This is a genomic window from Aeromonas sp. s1(2024) (assembly GCF_040908005.1).
In the GTDB taxonomy this organism is placed as follows: domain Bacteria; phylum Pseudomonadota; class Gammaproteobacteria; order Enterobacterales; family Aeromonadaceae; genus Aeromonas; species Aeromonas caviae.
This window is the reverse complement of record NZ_JBFOCW010000070.1, coordinates 1-25,266: the sequence shown is the minus strand read 5'-3', so window position 1 is coordinate 25,266 and position 25,266 is coordinate 1. Positions and strand designations below refer to the sequence as shown.

The 25,266-nt window shown below is 60.2% G+C and carries 24 protein-coding genes and 1 pseudogene; 15 read left to right on the top strand and 10 right to left on the bottom strand.

Annotated elements, in window-relative coordinates:
* The first annotated feature begins 185 nt into the window (after nucleotides 1–185).
* The 4 genes from rpsF (at nucleotide 186) to AB5Y70_RS17150 (ending at nucleotide 2,179) form a co-directional block, all read left to right on the top strand.
* The gene (gene rpsF, locus AB5Y70_RS17165; protein ID WP_005331771.1) at nucleotides 186–572 is read left to right on the top strand and encodes a 30S ribosomal protein S6; all 387 of its coding nucleotides are present in this window, start codon (nucleotides 186–188) and stop codon (nucleotides 570–572) included.
* Between the two features lie 32 nt (nucleotides 573–604).
* Nucleotides 605–835 (top strand): 30S ribosomal protein S18, encoded by a 231-nt coding sequence (gene rpsR, locus AB5Y70_RS17160; RefSeq protein WP_005313392.1) that lies wholly within the window; start codon nucleotides 605–607, stop codon nucleotides 833–835.
* Between the two features lie 52 nt (nucleotides 836–887).
* Nucleotides 888–1,334 carry a 50S ribosomal protein L9 gene (gene rplI, locus AB5Y70_RS17155; protein WP_010673120.1) on the top strand — a complete coding sequence of 149 codons (447 nt, stop codon included), beginning with the start codon at nucleotides 888–890 and terminating at the stop codon, nucleotides 1,332–1,334.
* A 101-nt stretch (nucleotides 1,335–1,435) separates the two neighbouring features.
* A complete protein-coding gene (locus AB5Y70_RS17150) occupies nucleotides 1,436–2,179 on the top strand; it encodes a ferredoxin--NADP reductase (protein WP_039040002.1) in 744 nt (247 codons plus the stop codon).
* 54 nt (nucleotides 2,180–2,233) lie between these two features.
* On the opposite strand, the gene AB5Y70_RS17145 is transcribed toward AB5Y70_RS17150, so the two are convergent.
* Both AB5Y70_RS17145 and AB5Y70_RS17140 read right to left on the bottom strand, forming a co-directional pair.
* The gene (locus tag AB5Y70_RS17145) at nucleotides 2,234–2,578 is read right to left on the bottom strand and encodes a hypothetical protein (RefSeq protein WP_266110124.1); all 345 of its coding nucleotides are present in this window, start codon (nucleotides 2,576–2,578) and stop codon (nucleotides 2,234–2,236) included.
* Nucleotides 2,579–2,603: 25 nt separating this feature from the next.
* Nucleotides 2,604–2,882: a hypothetical protein gene (locus AB5Y70_RS17140; protein WP_053059839.1), complete on the bottom strand. Its 279-nt coding sequence runs from the start codon at nucleotides 2,880–2,882 to the stop codon at nucleotides 2,604–2,606.
* Between the two features lie 246 nt (nucleotides 2,883–3,128).
* On the opposite strand from AB5Y70_RS17140, the gene AB5Y70_RS17135 reads away from it, so the two are divergent.
* The gene (locus AB5Y70_RS17135) at nucleotides 3,129–4,124 is read left to right on the top strand and encodes a hypothetical protein (protein WP_049636447.1); all 996 of its coding nucleotides are present in this window, start codon (nucleotides 3,129–3,131) and stop codon (nucleotides 4,122–4,124) included.
* Nucleotides 4,125–4,140: 16 nt separating this feature from the next.
* Here AB5Y70_RS17135 and fos read toward each other — a convergent pair.
* Together fos and AB5Y70_RS17125 are read right to left on the bottom strand one after the other, a co-directional pair.
* Nucleotides 4,141–4,533, bottom strand: a pseudogene (gene fos / locus AB5Y70_RS17130) (fosfomycin resistance glutathione transferase); the annotation flags it as partial.
* A 29-nt stretch (nucleotides 4,534–4,562) separates the two neighbouring features.
* Nucleotides 4,563–4,730 (bottom strand): hypothetical protein, encoded by a 168-nt coding sequence (locus AB5Y70_RS17125; protein ID WP_162513465.1) that lies wholly within the window; start codon nucleotides 4,728–4,730, stop codon nucleotides 4,563–4,565.
* A 56-nt stretch (nucleotides 4,731–4,786) separates the two neighbouring features.
* Between AB5Y70_RS17125 and AB5Y70_RS17120 the strand changes: the two genes are divergently transcribed.
* Genes AB5Y70_RS17120 through gshA form a run of 4 tightly spaced genes read left to right on the top strand, consistent with a single transcriptional unit; the run spans nucleotide 4,787 to nucleotide 10,691 of the window.
* Nucleotides 4,787–5,761 (top strand): NADP-dependent oxidoreductase, encoded by a 975-nt coding sequence (locus tag AB5Y70_RS17120; protein WP_323937335.1) that lies wholly within the window; start codon nucleotides 4,787–4,789, stop codon nucleotides 5,759–5,761.
* Nucleotides 5,758–6,195 carry a YqaA family protein gene (locus tag AB5Y70_RS17115; protein WP_029313803.1) on the top strand — a complete coding sequence of 146 codons (438 nt, stop codon included), beginning with the start codon at nucleotides 5,758–5,760 and terminating at the stop codon, nucleotides 6,193–6,195. Before AB5Y70_RS17120 ends, AB5Y70_RS17115 begins: the two co-directional genes overlap by 4 nt.
* Before the next feature lie 25 nt (nucleotides 6,196–6,220).
* The gene (locus AB5Y70_RS17110; RefSeq protein WP_323937337.1) at nucleotides 6,221–9,034 is read left to right on the top strand and encodes a pitrilysin family protein; all 2,814 of its coding nucleotides are present in this window, start codon (nucleotides 6,221–6,223) and stop codon (nucleotides 9,032–9,034) included.
* A 58-nt stretch (nucleotides 9,035–9,092) separates the two neighbouring features.
* Entirely contained in the window at nucleotides 9,093–10,691 is a 1,599-nt protein-coding gene (gene gshA, locus AB5Y70_RS17105; protein ID WP_029313807.1) for a glutamate--cysteine ligase, read from the top strand.
* A 117-nt stretch (nucleotides 10,692–10,808) separates the two neighbouring features.
* On the opposite strand, the gene AB5Y70_RS17100 is transcribed toward gshA, so the two are convergent.
* Entirely contained in the window at nucleotides 10,809–12,128 is a 1,320-nt protein-coding gene (locus AB5Y70_RS17100) for an anaerobic C4-dicarboxylate transporter (protein WP_041210978.1), read from the bottom strand.
* Between the two features lie 131 nt (nucleotides 12,129–12,259).
* Complete coding sequence (gene aspA, locus AB5Y70_RS17095) at nucleotides 12,260–13,702, bottom strand: aspartate ammonia-lyase (RefSeq protein ID WP_010673133.1); 1,443 nt, start codon at nucleotides 13,700–13,702, stop codon at nucleotides 12,260–12,262.
* A gap of 461 nt (nucleotides 13,703–14,163) precedes the next feature.
* Here aspA and AB5Y70_RS17090 point away from each other — a divergent pair, with 461 nt between their 5' ends.
* Entirely contained in the window at nucleotides 14,164–14,643 is a 480-nt protein-coding gene (locus AB5Y70_RS17090) for an FxsA family protein (protein WP_368176085.1), read from the top strand.
* Between the two features lie 22 nt (nucleotides 14,644–14,665).
* Here AB5Y70_RS17090 and AB5Y70_RS17085 read toward each other — a convergent pair whose 3' ends face one another.
* The gene (locus tag AB5Y70_RS17085; protein WP_225315726.1) at nucleotides 14,666–16,000 is read right to left on the bottom strand and encodes an MATE family efflux transporter; all 1,335 of its coding nucleotides are present in this window, start codon (nucleotides 15,998–16,000) and stop codon (nucleotides 14,666–14,668) included.
* A gap of 242 nt (nucleotides 16,001–16,242) precedes the next feature.
* Between AB5Y70_RS17085 and AB5Y70_RS17080 the strand changes: the two genes are divergently transcribed.
* The 5 genes from AB5Y70_RS17080 (at nucleotide 16,243) to AB5Y70_RS17060 (ending at nucleotide 21,010) form a co-directional block, all read left to right on the top strand.
* Entirely contained in the window at nucleotides 16,243–16,536 is a 294-nt protein-coding gene (locus AB5Y70_RS17080) for a co-chaperone GroES (protein WP_005309514.1), read from the top strand.
* A gap of 43 nt (nucleotides 16,537–16,579) precedes the next feature.
* Nucleotides 16,580–18,214, top strand: coding sequence for a chaperonin GroEL (gene groL, locus AB5Y70_RS17075; protein WP_010673136.1), 1,635 nt, complete (start codon nucleotides 16,580–16,582; stop codon nucleotides 18,212–18,214).
* A gap of 94 nt (nucleotides 18,215–18,308) precedes the next feature.
* Nucleotides 18,309–18,806 (top strand): molybdopterin-binding oxidoreductase, encoded by a 498-nt coding sequence (locus AB5Y70_RS17070; protein ID WP_210538003.1) that lies wholly within the window; start codon nucleotides 18,309–18,311, stop codon nucleotides 18,804–18,806.
* A gap of 25 nt (nucleotides 18,807–18,831) precedes the next feature.
* Nucleotides 18,832–20,763, top strand: coding sequence for a bifunctional diguanylate cyclase/phosphodiesterase (locus tag AB5Y70_RS17065; protein ID WP_029313817.1), 1,932 nt, complete (start codon nucleotides 18,832–18,834; stop codon nucleotides 20,761–20,763).
* 58 nt (nucleotides 20,764–20,821) lie between these two features.
* Nucleotides 20,822–21,010 (top strand): hypothetical protein, encoded by a 189-nt coding sequence (locus tag AB5Y70_RS17060; RefSeq protein WP_043153121.1) that lies wholly within the window; start codon nucleotides 20,822–20,824, stop codon nucleotides 21,008–21,010.
* Nucleotides 21,011–21,074: 64 nt separating this feature from the next.
* Here the strand turns inward: AB5Y70_RS17060 and rluA are convergent, their stop codons facing one another.
* The 3 genes from rluA to AB5Y70_RS17045 form a co-directional block, all read right to left on the bottom strand.
* Nucleotides 21,075–21,731, bottom strand: coding sequence for a bifunctional tRNA pseudouridine(32) synthase/23S rRNA pseudouridine(746) synthase RluA (gene rluA / locus AB5Y70_RS17055; protein ID WP_043852217.1), 657 nt, complete (start codon nucleotides 21,729–21,731; stop codon nucleotides 21,075–21,077).
* Nucleotides 21,732–21,844: 113 nt separating this feature from the next.
* On the bottom strand, nucleotides 21,845–24,712 hold the full coding sequence (gene rapA / locus AB5Y70_RS17050) for an RNA polymerase-associated protein RapA (RefSeq protein WP_368176084.1): 2,868 nt from the start codon (nucleotides 24,710–24,712) through the stop codon (nucleotides 21,845–21,847).
* Between the two features lie 73 nt (nucleotides 24,713–24,785).
* Entirely contained in the window at nucleotides 24,786–25,097 is a 312-nt protein-coding gene (locus AB5Y70_RS17045; protein ID WP_127904547.1) for a hypothetical protein, read from the bottom strand.
* Nucleotides 25,098–25,266 lie beyond the last annotated feature (169 nt).

Sequence of the window (25,266 nt, the reverse complement as noted above, 5' to 3'; positions counted from 1 at the left end):
GTTATCAATTAAAGTTTTGTATCGGGCTCATCGAGAAAAACATCTTGCTTCGCCAGTTGCAGTGGGAGAGGTGATTTCGTACAATACGCCGCCCTAGAAAGCAGCGTCTAAACATCACTATGTTCCTTGCCTCCGAGGTCTGGCTGCACCTGGGCGGAGGCTGAATTAATCCGTAAGGAGCTAAAATGCGTCATTACGAAATCGTCTTCATGGTTCATCCGGACCAGAGCGAGCAAGTACCTGGCATGATCGAGCGTTACACCGGCGCTATCACCACCGCTGGTGGTACCATTCATCGCCTGGAAGATTGGGGCCGTCGTCAACTGGCTTACCCGATCGACAAGCTGCACAAGGCTCACTACGTTCTGATGAACGTAGAAGCTGAACAGGCCGTTATCGATGAGCTGGAAACCAACTTCCGCTTCAACGATGCCGTTATCCGCAACATGATCATGCGCACCAAGCACGCCGTGACTGAAGTTTCTCCGATGGCCAAGGCCAAGGAAGAGCGCTTTACCCGTCGTGACGACGAGCGTCGCGAAGATGCTGTTGAAGCGTCTTCCGAAGAGTAATTCTTAGATCACCGCATTAGAGGATAAAGGCCATGGCACGTTATTTCCGTCGTCGTAAGTTCTGCCGCTTCACCGCCGAGAACGTTACCGAGATCGACTACAAAGATATCGTTACTCTGAAAAACTACGTCACTGAATCTGGCAAGATCGTACCGAGCCGTATCACCGGTACCCGCGCCAAGTATCAGCGTCAGCTGGCACGCGCCATCAAGCGTGCTCGTTACCTGGCTCTGCTGCCGTACACCGATCTGCACAACAAGTAAGAATCGGCCCGGCGCTTACGCCTAACTCAACGAAATTTATAGAGGAAAGGTAATGCAAGTTATCCTGCTCGATAAGATCGCCAAACTGGGCGGTCTGGGTGACCAAGTTTCCGTAAAAGCTGGTTATGCCCGTAACTACCTGATCCCGCAAGGCAAAGCTGTTATGGCCACCAAGGCCAACATCGAAGCCTTCGGTGCTCGTCGCGCTGAGCTGGAAGCCAAACTGGCTGCCAACAAGGCTGCTGCCGAAGAGCGCGCTGCCAAGCTGGGTGAGCTGGCTGCCGTTGTCATCGCCTCCAAGTCTGGCGACGAAGGCAAGCTGTTCGGTTCCATCGGTACCCGTGACGTGGCTGAAGCCATCACTGCTGCCGGCGTAGCCGTTGCCAAGAGCGAAGTCCGCATGGGCAATGTTCTGCGTAACACCGGTGAGTACGAAGTTGTTGTTCAGCTGCACGCTGACGTCAAAGCAACCGTACAAATCCAGGTCGTTGCTCTGTAATAGCGTTCCGCTCTTGCAGAAAAACCCGCGCACATGCGCGGGTTTTTTATTTTCAGATCAAGGGGTAAAGTGAAGGTCTGTTCCTCTGGAGGAGAACCTTTATGGCTGCCTGGGTTGAAGGTCGGGTCATCGAGCGCATCGAGTGGACACCCACCCTGCTCTCCCTGCGTGTGGAGGCGGAACTTGCCCCCTACAAGGCGGGTCAATTCACCAAGCTGGCCCTGGAGCAGGGCGAGCGTCGCGTCCAGCGTGCCTACTCCTTCGTCAATCCTCCCGGCACGCCCTATCACGAATTCTATCTGGTGGAGATCCCCGGCGGTGAACTGAGCCCCTCTCTCGGTTCCCTGCAGGTGGGCGACAGCCTGCTGGTGCAGTCCCAGGCCACCGGTTTTCTGACCCTGGATGAGATTCCCCCGGGACGGGACCTGTGGCTGCTCTCAACCGGCACCGCCATCGGCCCCTTCCTCGCCATGCTGGCCGAGGGACAGGTCTTCGACCGCTTCGAGCATCTGGTGCTGGTACACGGGGTGAGAAAAGGGGAAGAGCTCAGCTATCAGCCGCTTATCGCCAGTTTTGCCGAGCAGCATGGCGAGCGTTTTCGCTATGTTCCCTTCGTCAGTCGTGAGACCTGGCCGGGGGCGATGGCAGGGCGTATCCCGGCAGCCATCGTCGATGGCAGCTTGCAGGCAAGGGTGGGGCTGAACTTCTCCCCCGAGTTGAGCCAGGTGATGATCTGCGGCAACCCCGCCATGGTGAAAGAGACTCAGCAGACCCTGCTCGGGCTGGGGCTTGCCAAGAACCTGCGTCGCGCCCCCGGCAATATCAGCATGGAAAACTACTGGTAGGGGACATGACTCCAGGGGCCACAGGCCCCTCAACCATGTCCATGGGCATGCTGGTCAGTGTTTTTGGTGGCCGTTGCCGCCGTGCTTGTTCCTGGGCTTGTCATGGCCCTGACCCGGGTTGTTGCCACTGTGAATGCTGCGGTTGTAATGGTCGCGGTATTTGCCATCCATGTTGTCGCAGTTGAGCTGGATGCGGCTGGTCCGGGTGCTGACATCCAGGCAGTTGTGCTGCCACCACTCGTACTCCTTGTCGTCCCAATCCAGGCTTACCCGGCCCCGGTCGGTGGAGATCCGGATGTCGTCATCGTGTTTGGAAGGGGGGGCAGCAAAGGCCATTCCCTGAACCAGAAGCAGGGAGAGCAGCAGTGCGCCGCGGGAAGTCATGGTCATGTGGGTCATCGCATCAAGGCTCCTGTCAGGGGGATCATTGATCCGGTTGCGTGCTGATCTGGTTGGTGCTGGGGGGCTGGTTGCGCTGCGTCTCGTCCTCCAGATTGAGGTTGGTCCTCTTGCAGTCGGCGGCGGCCGCGTCACCGCTCCCGAGATCGAAGCAGTTGCTCTGGGACCAGTCAAACTGCGTGTCATTCCAGTCCAGATTGAAGGTCAGCGCATCCACGGAGAAGGTCTGGCTCCCTTCGTCCTGTGCCAGGGCGCTACCGGTGATCAGAAAAAGAGAGAGCAACAAAGCCGTCGTTCTGTTCATGATGTCCTCGAGTCGTGTTCGGTGGAAATGAGTGTAATGCGGCGGGCTTAACCCGAGCATAACCGCAGATGTCCTTCAGGTACGGGGTCGATTGTAGTGTTTTTCTGCTGCCGATTTGCACGTTTTGGTCGCACTCTGGGCAGCTGATCGTCCATGGGCGGGAATTCGGGGATTTGCCCTTCTCTCCGGGGGAGTGGCGACTATAATCGGCAGCCAACTTTTCCTGCAGACGTTTCCCGTTTCATCATGACTACTCAGGCTTGCGCCGCATTGCGCTACCCCAAGGGATGGTTCGCCCTCACGACTGTCTACAGTTTTACCGGGCTGGCCATTCTGGCTTCCATCGTCTTCTCCCTGCTGCTGTTTCTCTCCATCGACGAAAACCCCCTGATGAAGTGGCTGTTCGGCGGGCTGGCCATCATCTTCGAGCTGGGCAAGTTCTATGTCTGGTACGAGTACGGCGAGTGCAAGGCGAGGCGGGATCTGGGCGGCGCCTTCTGGTCGCTGCTGTTCTACAGCGTGCTGGCCGCCATCTCCATCGGGGGCAGTATCGGCGGCATCAACAGCGCCACCAACACCATCCTGAGCCAGCAGGCGCGTCACGAGCGGGAGATAGCCCGTTTCGACGAGCAGATAGCCAGCATAGAGCGGCAGATCCAGCTCAACGAAGAGGCGGCCCGCAAATACATCGAGATGGCGCGTATCTCGAGCGGCGTCAGCGGTCTGCAGCAGGCCAACACCAAGCTCAGGCTGCGTCAGGACGAGCTGCGCCAGGAGCGGGACGCCAAGCCGCTGGGGGAGCAGTCCTCCATGCTGGGGCTGATGAGCAGTCTGGCGGACGGGGTGGGCATGAGCATCGGCCAGGTGCAGTTCCTGCTGGTCTGCTTCCTGTCTATCCTGCTCGATGCGTTTGGTGCCTTTTTCGTCAGCCTGATCGGTGAGGAGAACCGCTTCCGCCGTCAATGGATGTGGCAACGGGAGAAGGCGCAAGCCGAGGCCCGGGTCGCAGTGCCGACCCCGGAGCCGCCAGCCATCAGCAGACCCATGCCCGAGCCAGCCGTGGTCGCCCAGGTGCGCGGCGCGCTGGAGAGCGGCGAGCTCAAATGCAGCAAACGCAAGGTGGCAGAGGCATTGTCACTGTCTCTGGAGGAGGTGGACCGGGTGTTCCAGCATCTGCTGGCGCAGGGCGTGCTGGGGCAGGGCAGCAATCGTCACTACCATCTTCGTGCCGAGCAGGGGTGAATCCGGCTCCGTCGAACCAGATAAGACCCTCATAGGGTTGCTGTCTGAGGGAGGCGAGGCGGCTATCCAGGTTGCCTGCATGGATTTCCAACTGGTGCCCGTCGGGATCCAGCAGATAGAGTGAATCCCCTTCGCTGCTGTTCTTCTTCCACTCCACGACGCCCGCCGCGCGCAGACGGGTGCAGAAGGCAGGAAACTGTTCAGGCGAGATGCCAAACGCGACATGGCTGTAATCTCTGGCCGGTTGGGGAGGATCGCAGGAGAGACAGAGCCAGAGATCGCCGAGGGTGAGATAGGCTCCCCGTGCCCATCTCACCCTGGGGCGACATCCCAGCAAGTCGACATAAAAGGCAACGCTGCTGTCGAGATCGCCGGTTGCCAGCGTGAGATGGTTCAGTCCATGCAGCATCTTTTCTTCTTCCCCCTTGTCCCTGAACCCTAGTGAGTGAGCACCATCATCAGGCTGAGGAAGGCGGCAAGCCCGCCGCCGATGCCGATGATCCAGTAAAAGCCCCTGGCCCCCTGTTTGAGCGGAATGCGGAAGTAGAGCAGAAACGCCCACCACCCCAGGGCCAGCAACAGAGGAATAAGAAACATTCGAGCCATGGTGTCCTCGCTGTTATTCTGTTGACCCTTGATCAATCAACAGGATGGATTGTGCAATGACGCAGCTACAGATTACCGCATTCGGTGACCCCTCGGTACTCAGGCTCAACCCTTCCCTGGACAAGGTGCCCGCGGAGGGCGAGGTCCGGGTGCGCATCTGCTTTGCGGGGGTCAACCCCATCGATGCCAAGACCCGTGCCGGTCTCGGCTGGGCGGCCGCCCAGAACAAGGACAAGCTGCCCTGGACGCCGGGTTATGACGTCTCCGGTGTGGTGGAAAAGGTGGGGCCCGGCGTGACCTCCCTGGCCGAGGGGGAACAGGTGTGCGGCATGGTGGGTTTCCCCCTCGCCGCCGGTGCATATGCCGAATCCGTGGTGGCCCGCGAGGAGGAGCTGGTCAAGCTCGATGGGGTGAGCCTCAGGCAGGGCGCGGCCTTGCCGCTGGCGGGACTCACCGCCTGGCAGGGGCTGCTGGAGCACGGTGGCTTGCAGTCGGGGCAACGGGTACTGATCCTGGCCGGTGCCGGTGGCGTCGGCCATCTGGCGGTGCAGTTTGCCGCCGCCTATGGTGCCCATGTGGTTGCCACGGCAAGCGGCGACAATCACAGCTTCCTTCATAGTCTCGGGGCGAGCCGGATGGTGGATTACCACCAGGCCGGGTGGTGCACCGAGGCGATCACCGATGGTCCGTTCGATCTGGTGCTGGATCTGGTGGGGGGCGAGAGCGGCAAGGCGGCGCTGGCCTGCGTCAAGCCGGGCGGCCGTCTGGTGACGGTCCCCACCATCACGGCCCAGCAGATCAAGGACGCGGGGGCCGAGCTCGGCGTCGAGGTTGTCGGCATGCTGGTCCATCCCGATCGAACGCAGCTGACCCAGATGCTGACGCTGCTTCGCCAGGGGGAGGTGAAGATCACTGTCTCCGGTGAATACACGCTGGCAGAAGGGGCGCTGGCCCATCAGGCCATCGAGCAGGGCCATGTGCGCGGCAAGCTGTTGCTGCGCATGTCCGCCGCAGACGGCCAGCCCGGATGATAGACTTCACCGGGATGGGGCTGGGAGGGTTGTTTCTGAGCGCCTTCACCTCCGCCACCCTGTTGCCCGGCAGCTCGGAAGTGCTGCTGGGCGCCATGGCGGTCAAGGGGGAGTGGAGCATGACCAGCCTGCTTTTCTGGGCGACGCTGGGCAATACCCTGGGTTCCATGACCACCTGGTGGCTCGGCTGGCTCGCCACCCACAAGAAAAAACCGGAAGATTTTCAAGGCCGTGGGGAACAAAAAGCCCTTGGTTGGCTCAAACGTCATGGCCACTGGTGTCTGCTGCTTGCCTGGACGCCTGTGGTCGGCGATGGTCTCTGTCTGCTGGCTGGTTGGCTGCGCCTCTCCTTCTGGCGCTCCCTCATCTTGATCGGGCTCGGCAAATTGCTTCGTTATGCCCTGGTGTTTCTGCTGGCCAGTCAGATCTTCTAGCCCTTTTGTCACTCACGAGGTACCCGTGAACAAACTCATTCCATTAAGCATGCTGCTGGGCTTCTCCCTTCCCGTGCTGGCGGCCCCGACCCTGGTGTCCGAGCAGGTCAAGCAGGAGGGCAAGCTCGGCATTCCCTATCAGATGTACAAGCTGGACAACGGTTTGACCGTGATCCTGGCCCCCGACCACTCCGATCCCCTGGTGCATCTGGACGTCACCTATCACGTCGGCTCCTCCCGGGAAACCGTGGGCAAGTCGGGCTTTGCCCACTTCTTCGAGCACATGATGTTCCAGGGCTCCAAGCACGTTGGTGATCAGGAACACATGCGGATCATCAACGAGGCGGGCGGTGACATGAACGGCACCACCAACAAGGACCGCACCAACTACTACGAAACCGTGCCGGCCAACCAGCTGGAGAAGGTGCTCTGGCTGGAGGCGGATCGCATGGGCTTCCTGCTCGATGCGGTGAGCCAGAAGAAGTTCGAGATCCAGCGCGCCACCGTCAAGAACGAACGGGCTCAGCGCATCGACAACCAGCCTTATGGCCTGGTGGGCGAGCGGGTGGGGGAGGCACTCTATCCGCGCACCCACCCCTACTCCTGGCAACCCATCGGATATGTGGAGGATCTCGACCGGGTCGACGTCAACGACCTCAAGCAGTTCTTCCTGCGCTGGTACGGCCCCAACAATGCGACCCTGACCCTGGGCGGCGACTTTGATACCAAGCAGGCGCTGGCCTGGATTGAGCAGTACTTCGGTTCCATCCCGCGCGGTCCGGATGTGGCAGAACCGACGCCCCAGCCTGCCACCCTGCCGGCAACCCGCTACGTGACGCTGGAAGACAAGGTGCATCTGCCGCTCCTGTATATCAGCTACCCGACCGTCTCCCTGGGTGACCCGCAGGAGCCGGCGCTGGACATCTTTGCCGATGTGCTGGGGGGCTCTGCCAGCTCCATGCTCTACCAGTCCCTGGTGAAAACCGGCAAGGCCATCGAGGCGGGTGCCTCCCACTCCTGCGAAGAGCTTGCCTGTACCCTGACGGTCTATGCCTACCCCAATCCGGCGGCGGATGGCAGCCTCAAGACCCTCAAGGGCGAGGTGGACAAGGTGATCGGCGAGTTCGCCCAGCGCGGCATCAAGCCCGCGGATCTGGAGAAGGCCATCAGCAGCTATCGCGCGTCCGCCATCTGGGGACTCGACAGCATCGAGGGCAAGGTAAGCCAGCTTGCCATGGGGCAGGTGCTGGCCCGGGATCCCGACTATGTGTTCAAGAATCTGGATGCCATCGCCCGGGTCAAGGGGTCTGACGTCAAGGCTGCCTACGACAAGTTCATCCAGAACAAGCCTGCCGTGGTGCTGAGCGTGGTGCCCAAGGGCAAGAGCGACTGGCAGGCCGCGACCCCGAACTTCACTCCCGCCAAGCGGGAGCTGCCGGATTACAGCAAGCATGACAAGGTGCTGGCCGAGCGGCCGGTGAAAGATGACTTCGATCGCAGCGTGCAGCCCAAGGCGGCCGATGCGGTGAGTGTCAAGGTGCCCGCCATCTGGCGTGGCAAGCTCGACAAGGGGATCGAGATCATCGGCACCCACAGCGACGAGATCCCGGCCGTCTCCATCATGATCGCCCTGCCGGGTGGCATCCGGGCCGAAGGCAAGGGAGAGCTGGGGCTGGCGAGTCTTACCGCCGCCATGCTGGAGCAGGGGACGACGCGCCTCTCCGAGGCCGAGCTGAGCGACGAGCTGCAAAAACTCGGCGCCAGCATCAGCGTCTCCAGCGCCCAGTACAACAACCTCATCACCATCAGCAGTCTGGCGGACAAGCTGCCCGAAACCCTGGCGCTGGTGCGGGAAGTGCTGCTGCAACCCGGCCTGCGGGAAGCGGACTTCGAGCGGCTCAAGACCCAGATGCTGCAAGGCATGAAGCAGAGCGAGCAGCAACCCGAGTGGCTGGCGGGTCAGGCGTTCTGTGAACTGGTCTATGGCAAGCAGAACCGCCTTGGCCAACCCTCTGACGGGGTGCTGGCGGACGTGGATAAGCTGACCCTGGCGGATGTGAAGCGCTTCTATGAGGCCTATTACAATCCGACCAATGCCAAGGTGGTGGTGACAGGTGATGTGACCGCCCAGCAGGTGGAATCCGGTCTCGCCTTCCTGACCCAGTGGCAGGGGGCCGCCCCGACCCTGGGGGATCTCAAGCCAGGGGGAGAGCAGGCCAAGCCAGGCATCTATCTGGTGGACAAGCCGGGGGCCCCCCAGTCGGTGATCCGCATCGGCCGCCGCGCCATGCCGTTTGACACCACGGGAGACTATTTCATCGCCAACCTGATGAACTTCAACCTGGGTGGCAACTTCAACAGCCGCATCAACCTCAACCTGCGGGAAGACAAGGGCTACACCTATGGTGCCAGCTCGGGCTTCCAGGCCAACCGCGAGGCGGGTGTCTTCGCGACCGGCGCCAATGTGCGCACCGATGCGACCGTGGATGCCATCCGCCAGTTCCTCAAGGAGATGGATGGCTACCGCAAGAGCGGGCCGACCCCGGTGGAGCTGGCCTACATGCGCAGCGCCGTCTCCCAGCAGGATGCGCTCTCCTACGAGACCCTGGGGCAGAAGGCTGGCTTCCTGCTGCAGATGATCATGTACGACCTGAAGCCGGACTATGTGCAGGCCCAGAACAACCTGATCAAAACGGTGTCACCCGAGACGCTGAAGGCCAGTGCAGCCCGCTGGCTGGATCCGGCCGAGATGGTGATTGTGGTGGTGGGAGACAAGCAAAAGCTTGAAAAACCCCTGAGCGAGCTTCATCTTCCCATCTATCCACTGCAACTGCCCTGAGGGGCGTCGCAACAATAAGTGCCGCCCCGGGTGGGGCGGCCACACATGAGCCGTGAATATGACTACTACTAGCTTGTCGCTCACCGAGTTGCTGGCTGCGCTGGGCACCCCGGAACGGGTGACCGCCCTCAAGGGGATCCGGCGCGGGATCGAGCGCGAATGTCTGCGCATCACCCCCGAAGGGACCCTGGCCCAGACCGATCACCCCAGAAGCCTGGGGTCGGCCCTGACCCATGCCAACATCACCACCGATTACTCCGAGAGCCTGCTGGAGTTCATCACGCCGGCCACCGACTCCATCGAGAGCCTGATCGAGCAGCTCGGCGACATTCACCGCCACACCATTCATCATCTGGGAGAGGAGCGGATCTGGCCCCTCTCCATGCCCTGCTTCGTCGGTGACGAGGAGAGCATCCGCCTGGCCCAGTACGGCAGTTCCAACATCGGGCGGATGAAGACCCTCTATCGCCAGGGTCTGAAGAACCGCTACGGCAGCCTGATGCAGGTGATCGCCGGGGTGCACTTCAACTTCTCCATGCCGGACAGCTTCTGGTGCGAGTGGCAGGATCTGGTGGGAGAGGGCTGCTGCAGCCAGCGCTTCATCTCCGACAAGTACATGGGGCTTATTCGCAACGTCTACCGCTTCGGCTGGCTGGTGCCCTATCTGTTCGGCGCGTCTCCGGCCATCTGCGACTCCTTCCTCAAGGGGCGCAAGAGCAGCCTGCCGTTCCAGAAGACCGGCAAGGGCACCCTTTACCTGCCCTATGCCACGGCTCTGCGCCTGTCCGATCTCGGTTACACCAACAGCGCCCAGGCGGGGCTCAAGATCAGTCATGACAGCCTGCCCGCTTATGTGAGCAGTCTGCGCCGGGCCATCAATACCCATGATCCCGACTTCGCCAGGATAGGGGTCAAGGTGAACGGCGAGTACCGCCAGCTCAACGACAACGTGCTGCAGCTGGAGAACGAGCTCTACGCGCCGATCCGCCCCAAGCGTACTCCCCGCAGCGGCGAGAAGCCCTCGGATGCGCTGGAGCAGCGCGGCATCGAATACATCGAGCTGCGCACGGTGGACGTCAATCCCTTTACCCCGTTCGGTATCGAGGTGGATCAGATCCGCTTCTTCGATCTCTTCCTGGTCTGGTGCCTGTTGCGCCCGTCCCCCGTGCTCTCGGATGACGAGGTTGCCCGCAACCGCCGCAACCAGAACAAGGTGGTGCTGGAGGGGCGTCGCCCCGGCCTGACGCTTGAAGATGAGCAGGGCAATGCCATCGGCCTCAAGGAGTACGGCCTCAAGCTGTTCGACGAGCTGGCCGAGGTCGCAGCGCTGCTGGATCGCTGCTGTGGTCGCAACCGCTATCGCGAGACGCTGGCGATGCACCGTGAGAAGCTGCTCGACCCCGAGCAGACCTACTCCGCCCGCCTGCTCAAGCAGTTGCTTTCAAGCGGCCAGGACAACGGCTGCTTCGGCGATGCGCTGGCGAGCCGCTACCGGGAAGAGATGCTGGCCGGCGAGCTGCAATACTGGGACGAGGCCTACTTTGCCGGCGAGGCGCGGGACTCCCTGGCCAAGCAGCGGGAGCGGGAACGCAGTGACAGTCTGTCGTTCGACGACTTCCTGGCTGACTATTTCGGTACCCGCCAGACCACGGTCTGAGGATGCCGCCAGGATGACGAAAGCCGCTCCCGGGAGCGGCTTTTTCATGGGAGCCCGGCGGCGGCCGGGCATAAAAAACGGCCCGTTCGGGCCGTTTTGCATGGGGTGGTTCATCGGTCAGAGGATGAGACCACCGAAGAAGAAGCCGAGCGCCACTGCCATGGCGATGGTGGCCACACCCGGGATGAAGAAGGGGTGGTTGAACACGGCCTTGCCGATGCGGGTGGAGCCGGTGTCGTCCATCTCGACCGCGGCCAGCAGGGTCGGGTAGGTCGGCAGCACGAACAGGGCGCTCACGGCGGCGAAGGAGGCGATGGCCGCCAGCGGGCTGACACCCAGTGCCAGGGCGGCAGGCATCAGGGCCTTGGTGGTGGCACCTTGCGAGTAGAGCAGCATGGAGGAGAAGAACAGCACCACGGCCAGCAGCCAGCTGTATTGGCTCAGCAGATCGCCAGCGAACGCCTGGATCTCCACCATGTTGCCCTTCACGAAGACGTTGCCCAGCCAGGCTACGCCCAGCACGCAGATACAGGCGGACATACCGGACTTGAAGGTCGGCATGTTGGTGATCTGGGCCGCGTCCAGTTTGCAGAACAGTACCATCAGGGTGGCGGCGGAGAGCATGATGCCCATGATGGCGCCATCGCGGGGGATCGGCGGGCTGCTGATGAGGCCGACGTTGCCGGAGATGGCGGTGGCATAGGCCATCACGGCCACGATGGAGGCGACGAAGATGCCGACGGAGAGCTTGGCATAAGGCTTGATCTCAACCTGGCTGGTACCGCGCAGCTTGATGAGTCCCTTGGCTTTGCGCTCCAGATAGACTTCGTCCTGATCCAGCGGCTTGCCCAGCAGGTTGGCGATGAAGGCCCCCAACAGACAGGCGATGAAGCTGGACGGGATGCAGATGGCCAGCAGGGTCAGGTAGTCGACGCCAAGCGGCTCCAGCATGCCGGAGAAGGCGACCACGGCCGCCGAGATGGGGGAGGCGGTGATGGCAATCTGGGAGGCAACGACCGCGATGGAGAGCGGACGGGATGGGCGAATGCCCTGCTCCTTGGCCACTTCGGCGATCACCGGCAGGGTGGAGAAGGCGGTGTGACCGGTACCGGCCAGCATGGTCATCAGGTAGGTGACGACCGGCGCGGCGAAGGTGATGTGCTTGGGATTCTTGCGCAGGGCTTTTTCGGCCAGGTGCACCAGATAATCCATCCCGCCGGCCAGCTGCATACAGGCGATGGCGCAGATGACGGACGCGATGATCATGATCACGTCCCACGGGAGATAAGTCACCAGCTGATCGCTCGGGATGGGCATGCCCAGCCCCCAGGTCAGCACCAATACCCCCAGACCACCGGCAAAGCCGATACCTATGCTGCCTATCCGGGCCCCCAGATAGATAGCGGCGAGCACCACAAGTAACTCGATTCCAATCATAGCGAACACTCCATTTTCCAGTTTTTTTTAGGTTTTATTAGGCTGAAAAGCCAATTCCCGATGGGGCTGTGGGGAGACCGCTCGGGAATTGACTTTAAATGGGCCGGGATAACCCCGGCCCATCTGCTCGCTTATACGGTGGCTTCGCGGGTGTAACGCTTGGCTTTGTATTGCGGGTTCATCAGGTTCTCGATGGAGAGGATCTCGTCCAGCTGTTCGGCGGTCAGCAGGCCGCGTTCCAGCACGACTTCGCGGACGTTCTTGCCGGTCTGGGCACAGATCTTGCCGACGATGTCGCCTTCATGGTGACCGATGAAGGGGTTCAGGTAGGTCACGATGCCGATGGAGTTCAGCACGTGGTTCATGCAGATGTCCGGGTTGGCGGTGATGCCTTCCACGCACTTCTCGCGCAGGGAGATGCAGGCTTTTTCCATCAAACTCAGGGATTCGAACATGGCCTGACCAATCACCGGCTCCATGACGTTCAGCTGCAGCTGACCGGCCTCGGCGGCGAAGGTGATGGTGACGTCGTTGCCGAATACCTTGAAGCAGGACTGGTTGACCACTTCCGGAATGACCGGGTTGACCTTGGCCGGCATGATGGAGGAGCCAGCCTGCATTTCGGGCAGGTTGATCTCTTTGAGCGCGGTGCGCGGGCCGGAGGAGAGCAGACGCAGGTCATTACAGATCTTGGAGAGCTTCATGGCCAGGCGCTTGACCGCACCGTGCAGCATCACATAGGCGCCACAGTCGGAGGTCGCTTCGATGAGGTCCTCTGCCGGCACGTAGGCACGACCGGTGATCTCGGCCAGACGCTTGATGGCAAGACCGGAGTACTCGGGCGGAGTGTTCAGACCGGTACCGATGGCGGTGGCGCCCAGGTTCACTTCCAGCAGCAGCTCCTGGCAACGCTTGATGGATTTGATCTCTTCACGCAGGGTGACGGCGAAGGCGTGGAACTCCTGACCCAGGGTCATGGGCACGGCGTCCTGCAACTGGGTACGGCCCATTTTCAGGATATGTTTGAATTCCTTGGCTTTGACATCGAAGGCGGCGATGAGGGCTTCCAGAGCGTGCAGGGTGGTGTCGGTGCTGTTGACCACGGCCACGCGGAAACCGGTGGGGTAGGCATCGTTGGTGGACTGGCACTTGTTGACGTGATCGTTGGGGTTGATGACGTCGTAGCGACCCTTTTCAAGTCCCATCAGCTCGAGGGCGATGTTGGCCAGCACTTCGTTGGTGTTCATGTTGACGGAGGTACCGGCGCCGCCCTGATAGACATCGACCGGGAACTGATCGAAGCACTTGCCGGTGTTCAGCATCAGGTCGCAGGCTTCGACAATCTTGTCTGCGATCTCGGGACGGATGGTGCCCAGCTCACCGTTGGCCAGTGCAGCCGCCTTCTTGGTCAGGACCATGCCACGAACAAACTCGGGAACGTCAGAAATCTTCTGAGTGCTGATCTTGAAGTTTTCAACAGCGCGCAGGGTGTGCACGCCGTAGTAGAGGTCGTTGGAAACTTCTTTGGTGCCCAGCAGGTCTTCTTCAATGCGGACGTTCTTGATGTCGCTCATTGTTATGCCTCAGAAATCAAATAAATGGAAACGATCCTCACCGAGTGGTCGCGATTTCCCTACGCACATTTCATCCTGAAGCACCACACATCGGGTGGGGCAGTTGGGAGCCAGTTGCTCCCTGTGCAATGACTGGTGTTGATGTTACCCCAATTGAGGTATCCGGTATTAGACCTGGATCACTAAATTTGAGGCAACCTCAAATTTCTTGTGGTCATTAAACAGATATTGCAATCGGGCGATTAACTTTGACAGAACAACCACCTCAATCCCAGTTGGGCGGACAAATATTTATCCGTATTCCGGGGCCTGCGGCAGGAGAGGCTTGAAAAATGATCAACCAGCCCCATGTTAATGTCAGAAGACCTGAACCCGGCGCGTCAGCATCAGCATCAGCATCAGCGTTGTGCGGCTGCCGACCGGACACCCCGGGTCCATTCATTCATCGCTCCGAGGTTGCTATGGGCAAGTTGTTACTGTTGTTGGTCGGGCTGGTATTGCTGGAGCTCACCGTCATGATCAAGGTGGGCTCCGTGATCGGGGCCTTGCCGACCGTTGGCTTGCTGGTGCTGACGGCCGTGCTGGGATCGTCGCTGGTGCGCAGCGAGGGGATCAAGACCCTGCTCACTGCCCAGCAGAAGATGCAGATGGGGGAGATGCCCGGCCGCGAGGTGATGGGTGGCATGATGCTGGCGTTGGCGGGCTTGCTGCTGATTATCCCGGGGTTTGTGAGCGATATTGTCGGCATCCTGCTGCTGCAGCCCTGGCTGCGCAACATGCTGGCCGACAAGCTGATTGGCAGCAATCAGTTCAGGATGCAGATGGGGGGCTTCCAGGCTCGCCAGCATCCGTTCGAGCCGGGTCCCGGCGATGACAGGCCCGGACAATCCCCGCGAGCGGGTGGCAACACCATCGAAGGGGAGTTCGAACGCAAAGAGTAATCGCGAGCCTCGGGCTGTGCCGTCAGGATCTCCCCTGATGGCACAGCCGCTCGAATCTGTGGCGGGCATACCCCCATGCCAGCAATCCGGCGGCCAGGTTCGCCAGCAGCATCCCCAGATAGATCCCCTGTTCTCCCCCCAGTTTTGCCCCCAGCCAGGCCCCTGGCAGCAAGAAGACAAACAGTCTGATGCCGTTTATCAGCAGTGACACCGCCGATGCCCTGACGCCGTTGAGCGCCGATGCCAGCAGCATCACCATGCCCTGAAAGCCGTAGCCGATGGGGACCAGATGCAGATAGAGCACGATGAGTCGCACCACTTGCGGATGATCGCTGAACAGATCGGCGATGAAGGGGGCGAGAAGCCAGGTCAGCGCGTAGACCCCAAGCTGGAACAGCAGGGCAAAGCGCATGCAGAGCAGCAGGGCGGCCTTGGCTCGGGCCGGATTCCCGGCGCCGCAGTTCTGCGAGATGAAGGGGGCCAGCACGGAAGAGAGCGCCATCATCACGATGAGCAGCAAGGCCTCGACCCGGGATGCCGCGCCGTAGGCGGCGACCACCTCGGTTCCCAGCCCGGCGAAAATGATCATCAACACGGCGTTGGCCAGTGGGTTGAGCATGTTGGTAAACGATGCGGGCACAGCCACATGGAGCAGGGCGCGCCAATGGGCCAGCAGCTGAGGGCGGGGAGAGAGGCGCCAGGTCAGCAGCGTCTCCCGCTTGCGCAGTAGATGGAGGCTGACCAGCATGGCCATCAACCAGGAGAGGGAAGTGGCGATGGCGGCTCCCCGGATGCCCCACTCGGGGAAGGGGCCCGGCCCGAAGATGAGCAGAGGATCCAGCACGCCGTTGACCAGACCGGCGACCCCCATCACCAGACTGGGGGTCTTGGTATCCCCCGTGGTCCGGATGGCCGCATTGCCGACCATGGGCACGACCAGCATAGGGACGGTCAGATACCAGATGAGCATGTAATCGTGGATGAGGGAGATGAGCTCGGGGCTGGCCCCCAGCAGGGTGAACAGAGGGGTAATGGTCATTGCCCCCAGTCCGGCAAGCAGACTCACCAGGATGACGGCGAGGAACAGGCAGTCTGTGGTGATGCGGGCAGCCTCGTCATGGCGACCCTGCCCCAGGGCATGACCGAGCAGGGCGCACAGGCCCGCTCCCAGCCCCATGGTCAGGGAGGTGACGACAAAGGTGACCGGGAAGGTGAAGCTGATGGCGGCCAGCGCCTGGGTACCCAGCATGCCGATGAAGAAGGTATCGACCAGGTTGAAGGCCAGGATGGCGATGATGCCCAGGATCATGGGGCCCGTCATGCGCAGCAGCATGGGCGTCATGGGGGCGGTCAGCATGGGGTTGGGTCGGCTCAAGGCAGAGTCTCTAGGTGCTTTGGGCCTGAATGCTGGCCGTCTCCATCCGCCTTCCTGATTGGGGATGGGTGATCCATCGAAGGTGTTCATAGTACGTGAAAATATTTTTTTTGTATTTGCCCTTGAAGGGCTAGCCCTGTTGCCCCAGATCAGGGGCATGACAAATTTGGCCGATTGCGGCCATTCCTCAAGCAACACAGAGACTCATTTTGGGAGAGTTATCGATGAAAATTCGTCCACTGCACGACCGCGTCATCATCAAGCGCATCGAAGCTGAAGCCAAATCCGCTGGCGGCATCGTCTTGACTGGCACTGCGGCCCAGAAGTCCACCCGTGGTGAAGTTCTTGCCGTGGGGACTGGTCGAATTCTGGACAATGGGGATGTCAAAGCACTGGCCGTCAAGGTGGGTGACAAGGTGATCTTCAACGAAGGCTACGGCGTGAAGACCGAAAAGCTGGATGGCCAGGACGTACTGATCCTGTCCGAGACCGACATCCTGGCGATTGTCGAAGAGTAATCACCCTCCCTCTTTTCCCGAATTGATTTAAGGATTGAAGAACATGGCAGCTAAAGAAGTTAAGTTTGGCAACGAAGCTCGCATCAAAATGCTGGAAGGCGTCAACATCCTGGCCGATGCCGTCAAGGTGACCCTGGGCCCGAAAGGCCGCAACGTGGTGCTGGACAAGTCCTTCGGCGCCCCGACCATCACCAAGGATGGCGTCTCCGTTGCCCGTGAAATCGAACTGGAAGACAAGTTCCAGAACATGGGTGCCCAGATGGTCAAGGAAGTCGCTTCCAAGGCCAATGACGCCGCCGGTGACGGTACCACCACGGCCACCGTACTGGCTCAAGCCATCGTCAACGAAGGCCTGAAGGCCGTTGCCGCCGGCATGAATCCCATGGATCTGAAGCGTGGTATCGACAAGGCCGTTGTGGCTGCCGTTGCCGAGCTGCAAGCACTGTCCACTCCCTGTGCCGACAACAATGCCATCGCCCAGGTAGGCACCATCTCCGCCAACTCCGACGAGAAGGTCGGCAAGCTGATTGCCGAAGCCATGGACAAGGTCGGCCGTGACGGCGTCATCACCGTGGAAGACGGTCAGGGCCTGGACGACGAGCTGGCTGTGGTAGAAGGCATGCAGTTCGACCGCGGCTACCTCTCCCCTTACTTCGTGAACAAGCCGGAAACCGGCTCCGTCGAACTGGATGACCCCTTCATCCTGCTGGTGGACAAGAAAGTCTCCAACATCCGCGAAATGCTGCCGGTGCTGGAAGGTGTGGCCAAGGCGGGCAAACCGCTGATCATCGTGGCCGAAGACGTGGAAGGCGAAGCGCTGGCGACCCTGGTGGTCAACACCATGCGTGGCATCGTGAAAGTGGCCGCCGTCAAGGCGCCGGGCTTCGGTGATCGCCGCAAGGCCATGCTGCAGGATATCGCCATCCTGACCGGTGGTACCGTGATCTCCGAAGAAGTGGGCATGGAGCTGGAAAAAGCGACCCTGGAAGATCTGGGCCGTGCCAAGCGCATCGTCATCACCAAAGAGAACACCACCATCATCGATGGCGTGGGCGATGCTGCCCTGATCGAAAGCCGCGTGGCCCAGATCCGTCAGCAGATCGAAGAGACCTCTTCCGATTACGACCGTGAGAAGCTGCAAGAGCGCGTGGCCAAGCTGGCCGGCGGTGTTGCCGTGATCAAGGTGGGTGCTGCCACTGAAGTTGAAATGAAAGAGAAGAAAGCCCGTGTTGACGATGCCCTGCACGCCACTCGCGCAGCCGTGGAAGAAGGCGTGGTTGCCGGTGGTGGTGTAGCGCTGGTGCGCGTTGCTGCCAAGCTGGCCTCCCTGCGTGGTGACAACGAAGACCAGAACGTCGGCATCAAGGTTGCCCTGCGCGCCATGGAAGCCCCGCTGCGTCAAATCGTCATCAACGCCGGCGAAGAAGCCTCCGTCATCGCCAATGCCGTGAAGAACGGTGAAGGCAACTACGGTTACAACGCCTACACCGAACAGTACGGCGACATGCTGGCCATGGGTATCCTGGATCCGACCAAGGTAACCCGTTCTGCCCTGCAGTTCGCCTCGTCCGTCGCTGGCCTGATGATCACCACAGAGTGCATGATCTCCGAGCTGCCGAAGAAAGATGCACCTGCCATGCCTGATATGGGTGGCATGGGCGGTATGGGTATGATGTAATCCCGTCAAGTCATCAAACGGCTCGCTTTTGCGGGCCGTTTTTTTTAGTGCTACTAAGCTGAAGTTGTTGATAGTGAAATGATCTGAGGTGAACATGCGATACTTAGGGTTTCTCCCGTTACTCCTTTCCCTGGCCTTGCCGGGCATGGCGCAGGCGACACCGCAGGGGCCGGTCATTCTCAAGGTGACGGGGAATCTGGACCCTGCCGATCCGGCAGATGGAGAGGTGCTGTTCGATATGGCCATGATCCAGGCACTGCCGCAGCATGAGGTGGTGACGAGCAATCCCTGGGTGGACAAACCGCACAAATACGTGGGGCCGAAACTGGCGGACGTGCTGACGGAGGTGAAGGCCAACGGCAAGAGCATCACGCTCACCGCCCTGAACAGTTTCCAGATCCGGATCAACTGGGATAAGGTCAAGCAATACGATCCTATCCTGGCCTGGCAGGATGACGGGATGACCATGCGGGTACGTGACAAGGGGCCGCTCTGGTTTATCCTGCCACTGGATCAGCATCCCGAACTCAGGCGTTCCGAGTTCACCGACATGATGATCTGGCAACTGAGTGCGATCGACATTCAGCAGTAAAAACGGTGGTTTACGGGAGTACTGGGTGAAAGCGAAGACCAGGGCCTGGCCCTTACTCGGCGTTCTTTATCTATCCATTCTGTTGTTCACGGGTAGCACCCTCTATTGCCTGGTGCAGATACAAAATGCGACCCGGGTGATGGAGAAGTACACCTATGACGTCTCTTGGGCATTGATGCAGTTGCAGCTCGAGCTGGGCCGCTTTCTCAATGCCGTCGAGATTTACCACTATGGTGGCATAGACCAGGAAGCCCTGCTGCTCCGCTATGACATTCTCTGGAGTCGTACCCCCATCCTCCTGAGCGGCCAATTGAGAAAAAGCCTCGCGGACAATCCGAAGACGCTGCGGCTGGTGAAACTGACCGAAAGCAGTATCCGCAAGCTGGAGCCTGATTTGGTCAGGCTCAAACCGGGGACGCCGGATTACCAGCAAGTCATGATGACACTGGCGCCCTTGCAGGAACCCCTCTCTTACTCTCTTGCTTCCGTCATGCAGAACAACATCAACGTCTATACGGGCAACGACGCGCGTTTTGGCCAGTTGCGCAATGCCCTGTTGTTCATGGTGTCGGGGCTGGTGGTGTCCGTCATTCTGCTCAGCGGCCTGCTGGTGCGAGAAGCCAGGCGCCATTTCAGGACCGCTAGGATCGATCCCCTCACCGGGCTCGCCAACCGGCTGGCGCTGCTGGAAAAGATGGATGCCTATGTCACCCGTGACACCTCCTTCGGACTGGTGCTGGTCGACATCAACGACTTTCGTGATATCAACAGCAAGTTTGGCTACAACACAGGGGACCTCCTGCTGCAGGAGGTGGCAAAGCGGCTGCGCGCCCTGTGCGAAAACGGGGAGTGGGTGGCGCGTTTGGGGGGAGATCAGCTTGCCATGCTGCAACGGGAGGGGAGCGATCTTCGTCAGGTCAGGGAGCTCGTGGCCAGAGTGCTCCACTCCATCAAGCAAGACATCATCATCGACAACTACCCTTTCCGGCTTGAGGTCGGTATTGGTATCGCCTTCTTCCCGACCGACAGCAACCAGACCCAGGAGTTGCTCAGCCGGGCGGAGCAGGCCCTCTCTCACAGCCGCAAGACCCATGTTCCCTATGTCATCTATGACAGTTCCCTGCTCAACGAGACGGCCAGGCGCAAGCATCTTGCGTCTGACATGGTGATGGCGCTGGAGCACAATGCGCTCGAGCTCTATTACCAGCCCATCGTCAATCTGGAAAGTGGCCGCTGTGAAGCCGTGGAGGCGCTGCTGCGCTGGCGCCATCCCGAGCTTGGCTTTATTCCCCCCAACGAGGTGATCCAGGTGGCGGAAGAGTTCCAGCTGGCCGAGAAACTGGGTGGCTGGGTATTGAATACCGCATGTGAACAACTGCATCAGTGGCAGCACCTGGGTTTGGTGGACTTGCAGATGTGCGTGAACATCTCCCCGGGCATGTACCAGCGCAACCTCTTGAAGCTGGTGGCCAGAGCGCTGATGGAGCACCATATCCCTGCGTCCAGCCTGGTGCTGGAGGTGACGGAAGACACCACCATGCGCGAGGTCAAGAACTCGCTGCAGTTGATGCAGGATCTCAGCCAGCAGGGGGTACATCTGGCCCTTGACGACTTCGGCACCGGCTACTCCTCCCTCAGCTATCTGCAGAAGCTGCCGGTGAGCAAGGTGAAGATAGACAGGTCCTTCATCCAGGGTATCGACACCTCCATTGAGGCGGCCGAACTGGTCGCCAACATCTGCCGTATGGGCTCCATGCTTGGCAAGAAACTGGTATGTGAAGGGATCGAGACCCAGGGGCAGCTCGATGTGCTGCGCTCATTGACCGACATACATCTGTATGGGCAGGGATATCTGTTCAGTCGCCCGGAGCATGCTGAAAAGGCCTATCAGACATTGCTGGAGATGGAAGAGCGCTGGTTGGCCCGGCGCTCGCCGGACAAGGCATATCTGCGTTGAACGATATGGCTCATGTCTCACCGGTCCCGGCCGATAGTCTCTTGGCAGGAGGTACACAATGGATATTTCTAGTTCTGCAAATGCGTCGTTCGGTTCTGCACTGATGGTGGCCAGCCTGGCCAAAAAGCAGCAGACCCAGGAAGGCGAATCCGCACTGAAATTGCTGCAAACCGCAGCGCAATCCGCTCCGGCTGCGCCGACATCGGCCAGCGCTTCCCTCGGAAGCAATATCGATATCCGCGTCTGAGCGATAAAAAAGCCCCCATCTCTCGATGGGGGCTTTCTTTTTATTTGGCAGTTACCTGTCAGGCTCAGACCGGGAAAGGGGCTGGCGCCTCGAAGGTCATCCGCTCGCCGCTGCGGGGGTGGCTGATGGTCAGGCTGGCCGCATGCAGATAAAGGTGCGGTGCCGCCGCCAGCGCATCCGGGTTGGCGTAGAGGTTATCGCCGAGGATGGGGTGACCCAGCTCCAGCATATGGACCCGCAGCTGATGGGAGCGACCGGTAATCGGGGTCAGCTTGATCAGGCTGTTGCCGTTCTCCACCTTCAGCTTCTGCCACAGGGTCAGGGCATGACGCCCCTCCTCATGGTCAACTTTTTGTTTCGGCCGGTTGGGCCAGTCGACGCAGAGCGGCAGGTCCACTTCACCCGCATCCTGTTCCGGTTCACCCCACACCCAGGCGAGGTAGTGCTTCTCGGTCTCCCGCTCGCGGAATTGCCGGCTCAGCTCCCGGTGGGAGTTGGGGTTGAGCGGGATTACCAGCACACCGGTGGTCGCCATGTCGAGGCGATGGGCTGCTGCCGCCTTGGGGTGCTGCTGCTTGACCCGATGGAGCACGCTGTCTTCGTTCTCGGGGCCGCGCCCGGGGACGCTCAGCAGGCCAGTGGGCTTGTTGACCACCATGATGTCCTTGTCCTTGAACAGGATATCGAGCCAGGGTTCCAGGGGCGGTGAGTATACAAACATAGCGTCTCGCATCTTTGGTCAAAGCGGGGGCAAGCCCCCATCAGTTATGGGTTACCACGATAAAAAGTGCATGGCAGCCAACTCGCGTTGGGTTTGGCCATTTCACCGTTTTATCAGTTATGGGTCACCACAATAAAGCGGATGGCATCCAGCTTGAGCTGGGTCTGGTCGATCAGGTGGTGCAATTCTGCCTGCAGATTGCGCAGATATTCCAGCTCGCTGTCGCGCACGTTCGGGTTGACCGCCTTGAGCGCCTCCAGACGATCGAGATCCTGCTGCAGGGTCTGCGCCATCTGGGCGCGGGCCTTGTCGACAATCCCGGCTTTCAGCTCGTCGGCAATGACCTGGCCCTTGCCAATCAGGCCGTGGATCACCGGCTGGGACGCGGTGACCAGCTTGCTGCCGAGGTGGCGGTTGACCGGGGTCAGCTGGCGGTTGAAGGCATCGAACGCTACCTTCTCGCCCAGATTCTGGCCGTTCTTGTCCATCAGCAGACGGATAGGCGTCGGCGGCATGAAGCGGTAGAGCTGGGGATGGGCCGCAGACTCGGCGACGAAGATCAGCTCAAGCAGGATGGAGCCGATGGGCAGCGCCTTGTTCTTGAGCAGCGCGACCGAGGTTGCACCTATCTCGGAGCCCAGGATCAGGTCGATACCGCCGCGCATCATGGGGTGATCCCAGGAGAGCAGCGCCATGTCATCCCGCGACAGGGCCGTGTTGCGATCGAAGGTAATGGTCATGCCATCTTGCGGCAGGCCCGGGAAGCTGGAGACCAGCATGTGATCCCCCGGGGTCAGCACCAGCGCGTTCTCGCCTCTGTCATCCTGATTGACGCCGATCTCGTCGAACATCTTGAGTGCGAAGGAGATCATGCCGGTGTCGTCATCTTCGGCGGCGAGCTTGTCGACCAGCTGCTGGGCGGCGGTGCCACCGCTGGAGTGGATTTCCAGCAGACGATCGCGCCCCTGTTCCAGCCGGGCCTTGAGCGGCTCGTGCAGTTCGCGGGTCTTGACCAGCAGGGCGTCGAGGGGGCCCTGCTCGTCGGTGTTGGCGGCCAGCAGCTCGAACAGCTCGTCACGTACTGCTTCGAACACCGGGCGGGCAGTCGGGCAGGTCTGCTCGAATGCATCCAGACCATCGTGATACCAGAGCTGCAGGGCTCGCTGGGCAGTCCCTTCCAGATAGGGGACGTGGATCTCGACGGTATTCTGCTGACCGATACGGTCCAGTCGGCCGATACGCTGTTCCAGCAGATCCGGGTTGAGGGGCAGATCGAACAGCACCAGATGGCTGGCAAACTGGAAGTTGCGACCTTCGGAGCCGATCTCGGAGCAGAGCAGCACCTGAGCGCCCCCCTCAGCTTGAGCGAAATAGGCGGAGGCCTTGTCCCGCTCGAGGATCGACATCCCTTCGTGGAACACGGCGCCACGGATCCCTTCACGGGTGCGCAGCGCCTCTTCCAGGGCGTTGGCGGTGGCTGCTTCGGAGCAGATCACCAGCACCTTCTGCTGACGGGCGGAGAGCAGCAGTTCCAGCAACCATTCGACGCGCGGGTCGAACTGGGTCCAGGTAGCGTTGTCGCCTTCGAACTGCTGGAAGATCTTCTCGGGATAGAGGTAGCGCAAGGCACGGGTCTGCAGATCGCCGCCATTGCCACCCATCATGCCCATCACCTTGATGGCGGTCTTGTACTGCTCCGGCAGCGGCATGGGGTAGACGTTGAGGTGGCGCTCCGGGAAGCCCTGAATATTGGCGCGGCTGTTACGGAACAGCACCCGGCCGGTGCCATGCTGATCCAGCAGCTTGGCGACCGCCTGCTGACGGGCGGCTGCATCGTTTAAGTCCAGCCCTTCCAACTGGCTGGCAAGGATTCTTTTAGCGTCATCGCTCAGGGTCTCGCCATCCAGCAGCTCCTGGGCTGCGCCGGCGACCTGACCGTAGGCCTGCTCCTCGGCGAGGAAGGCGTCGTAGTCGTAGAAACGCTCCGGGTCGAGCAGGCGCAGACGAGCAAAGTGACTCTGGTGGCCCAGCTGATCAGGGGTCGCGGTCAGCAGCAGCACGCCCGGTACTTGTTCGGCCAGCGCTTCCACCATTTCGTAGGCGCGGCTGGGGGCCTCCTCACTCCACTCCAGATGGTGCGCTTCGTCGACAACCAGCAGATCCCACTCGGCTTCCAGCACTTGTTCAAAGCGACGACGCTTCTTGCGCAGGAAGTCGAGGCTGCAGATCACCAGCTGTTCGGTCTCGAAGGGGTTCTCCGCATCGGCGAACGCCTCGATGCAGCGCTCCTCGTCAAACAGGGAGAAGTGCAGGTTGAAACGGCGCAGCATCTCGACCAGCCACTGGTGCTGGAGCGTTTCGGGCAGCAGGATCAGCACCCGATGGGCGCGGCCGGAGAGCAACTGCTGGTGAATGATCATGCCTGCTTCGATGGTCTTGCCCAGACCCACCTCGTCTGCCAGCAATACGCGCGGGGCGTAGCGGTGACCCACTTCATGGGCGATGTAGAGCTGGTGCGGGATCAGACTGACTTTCCCGCCAGCCAGGCCGCGAGTCGGGTTGCGGCGACGCTGGTGCTGGTTGACCAGCGCTTCGTAGCGCAGGGTAAAGCGGGACATCCGGTCAATCTGGCCGGCGAACAGGCGATCCTGCGGCTTGTTGAACTTGATGAAGTTGTTGAGAAACACTTCCTTGAGGGCAACGGGCTCATCATTGTCGGTGCGCACACCCACATATATAAGCAGGCCGTCTTTCTCCTGCACTTCTTCGACCGTCATGGTCCAGTCTTCGTGACTGGCTATCTGATCGCCCACATTGAAGCTGACCCGGGTCACCGGCGCCTCTTCTTTGGCATACATGCGGTTTTCACCGGTAGCCGGAAACAACAGGGTAACCATGCGTCCTTCAACAGCAACGACAGTCCCCAAACCCAGATCCGTCTCTGTATCACTAATCCAACGCTGGCCAAGTGCAAAAGGCATTAAACTCTCCAAAGCCCAAGAGTGTGAGAATCGCAAAGGGGCGCTATGTTACCCGAAGGCGGAAAGCCGATCATCATGGTTGTGCAGCAGGGGAAAGCCAAATCGACACAAGCTTGATCTGCCAACCTGCAAGCCTCAATACAGCATCCGAAATATCAATCTGCAGATCCTTTTCGTGCATTAATACATCACTGCGGTGGCTTTGTGAGCGGTTGAACGATGAAAGCCATCTTTTTGCAATTATCTCCTTGCCAGAACGAATTCGCTCCCTATAATTCGCCTCCATCGACAGGGCAAGCGGCAACGCAGAAAGCCTGAGTCGATAGCCTCGAAAAGCCTGTAAAAATAAGGCTTGACTCGAGAAGGCGGTTGAGTAGAATGCCACTCCCGCAGCAGTCAAAAGCTGCGTTGCTCTTTAACAATTTGAATCAAGCAATCTGTGTGGGCACTCACAGCATCGAGCATCAAAAACAATTTTTGATTTTCAATGTCTGATGAAGTGACCAAAGCAACTTTTTAGTTGCAGCAGTTAATTCAGCAATTCATTGAGCCGC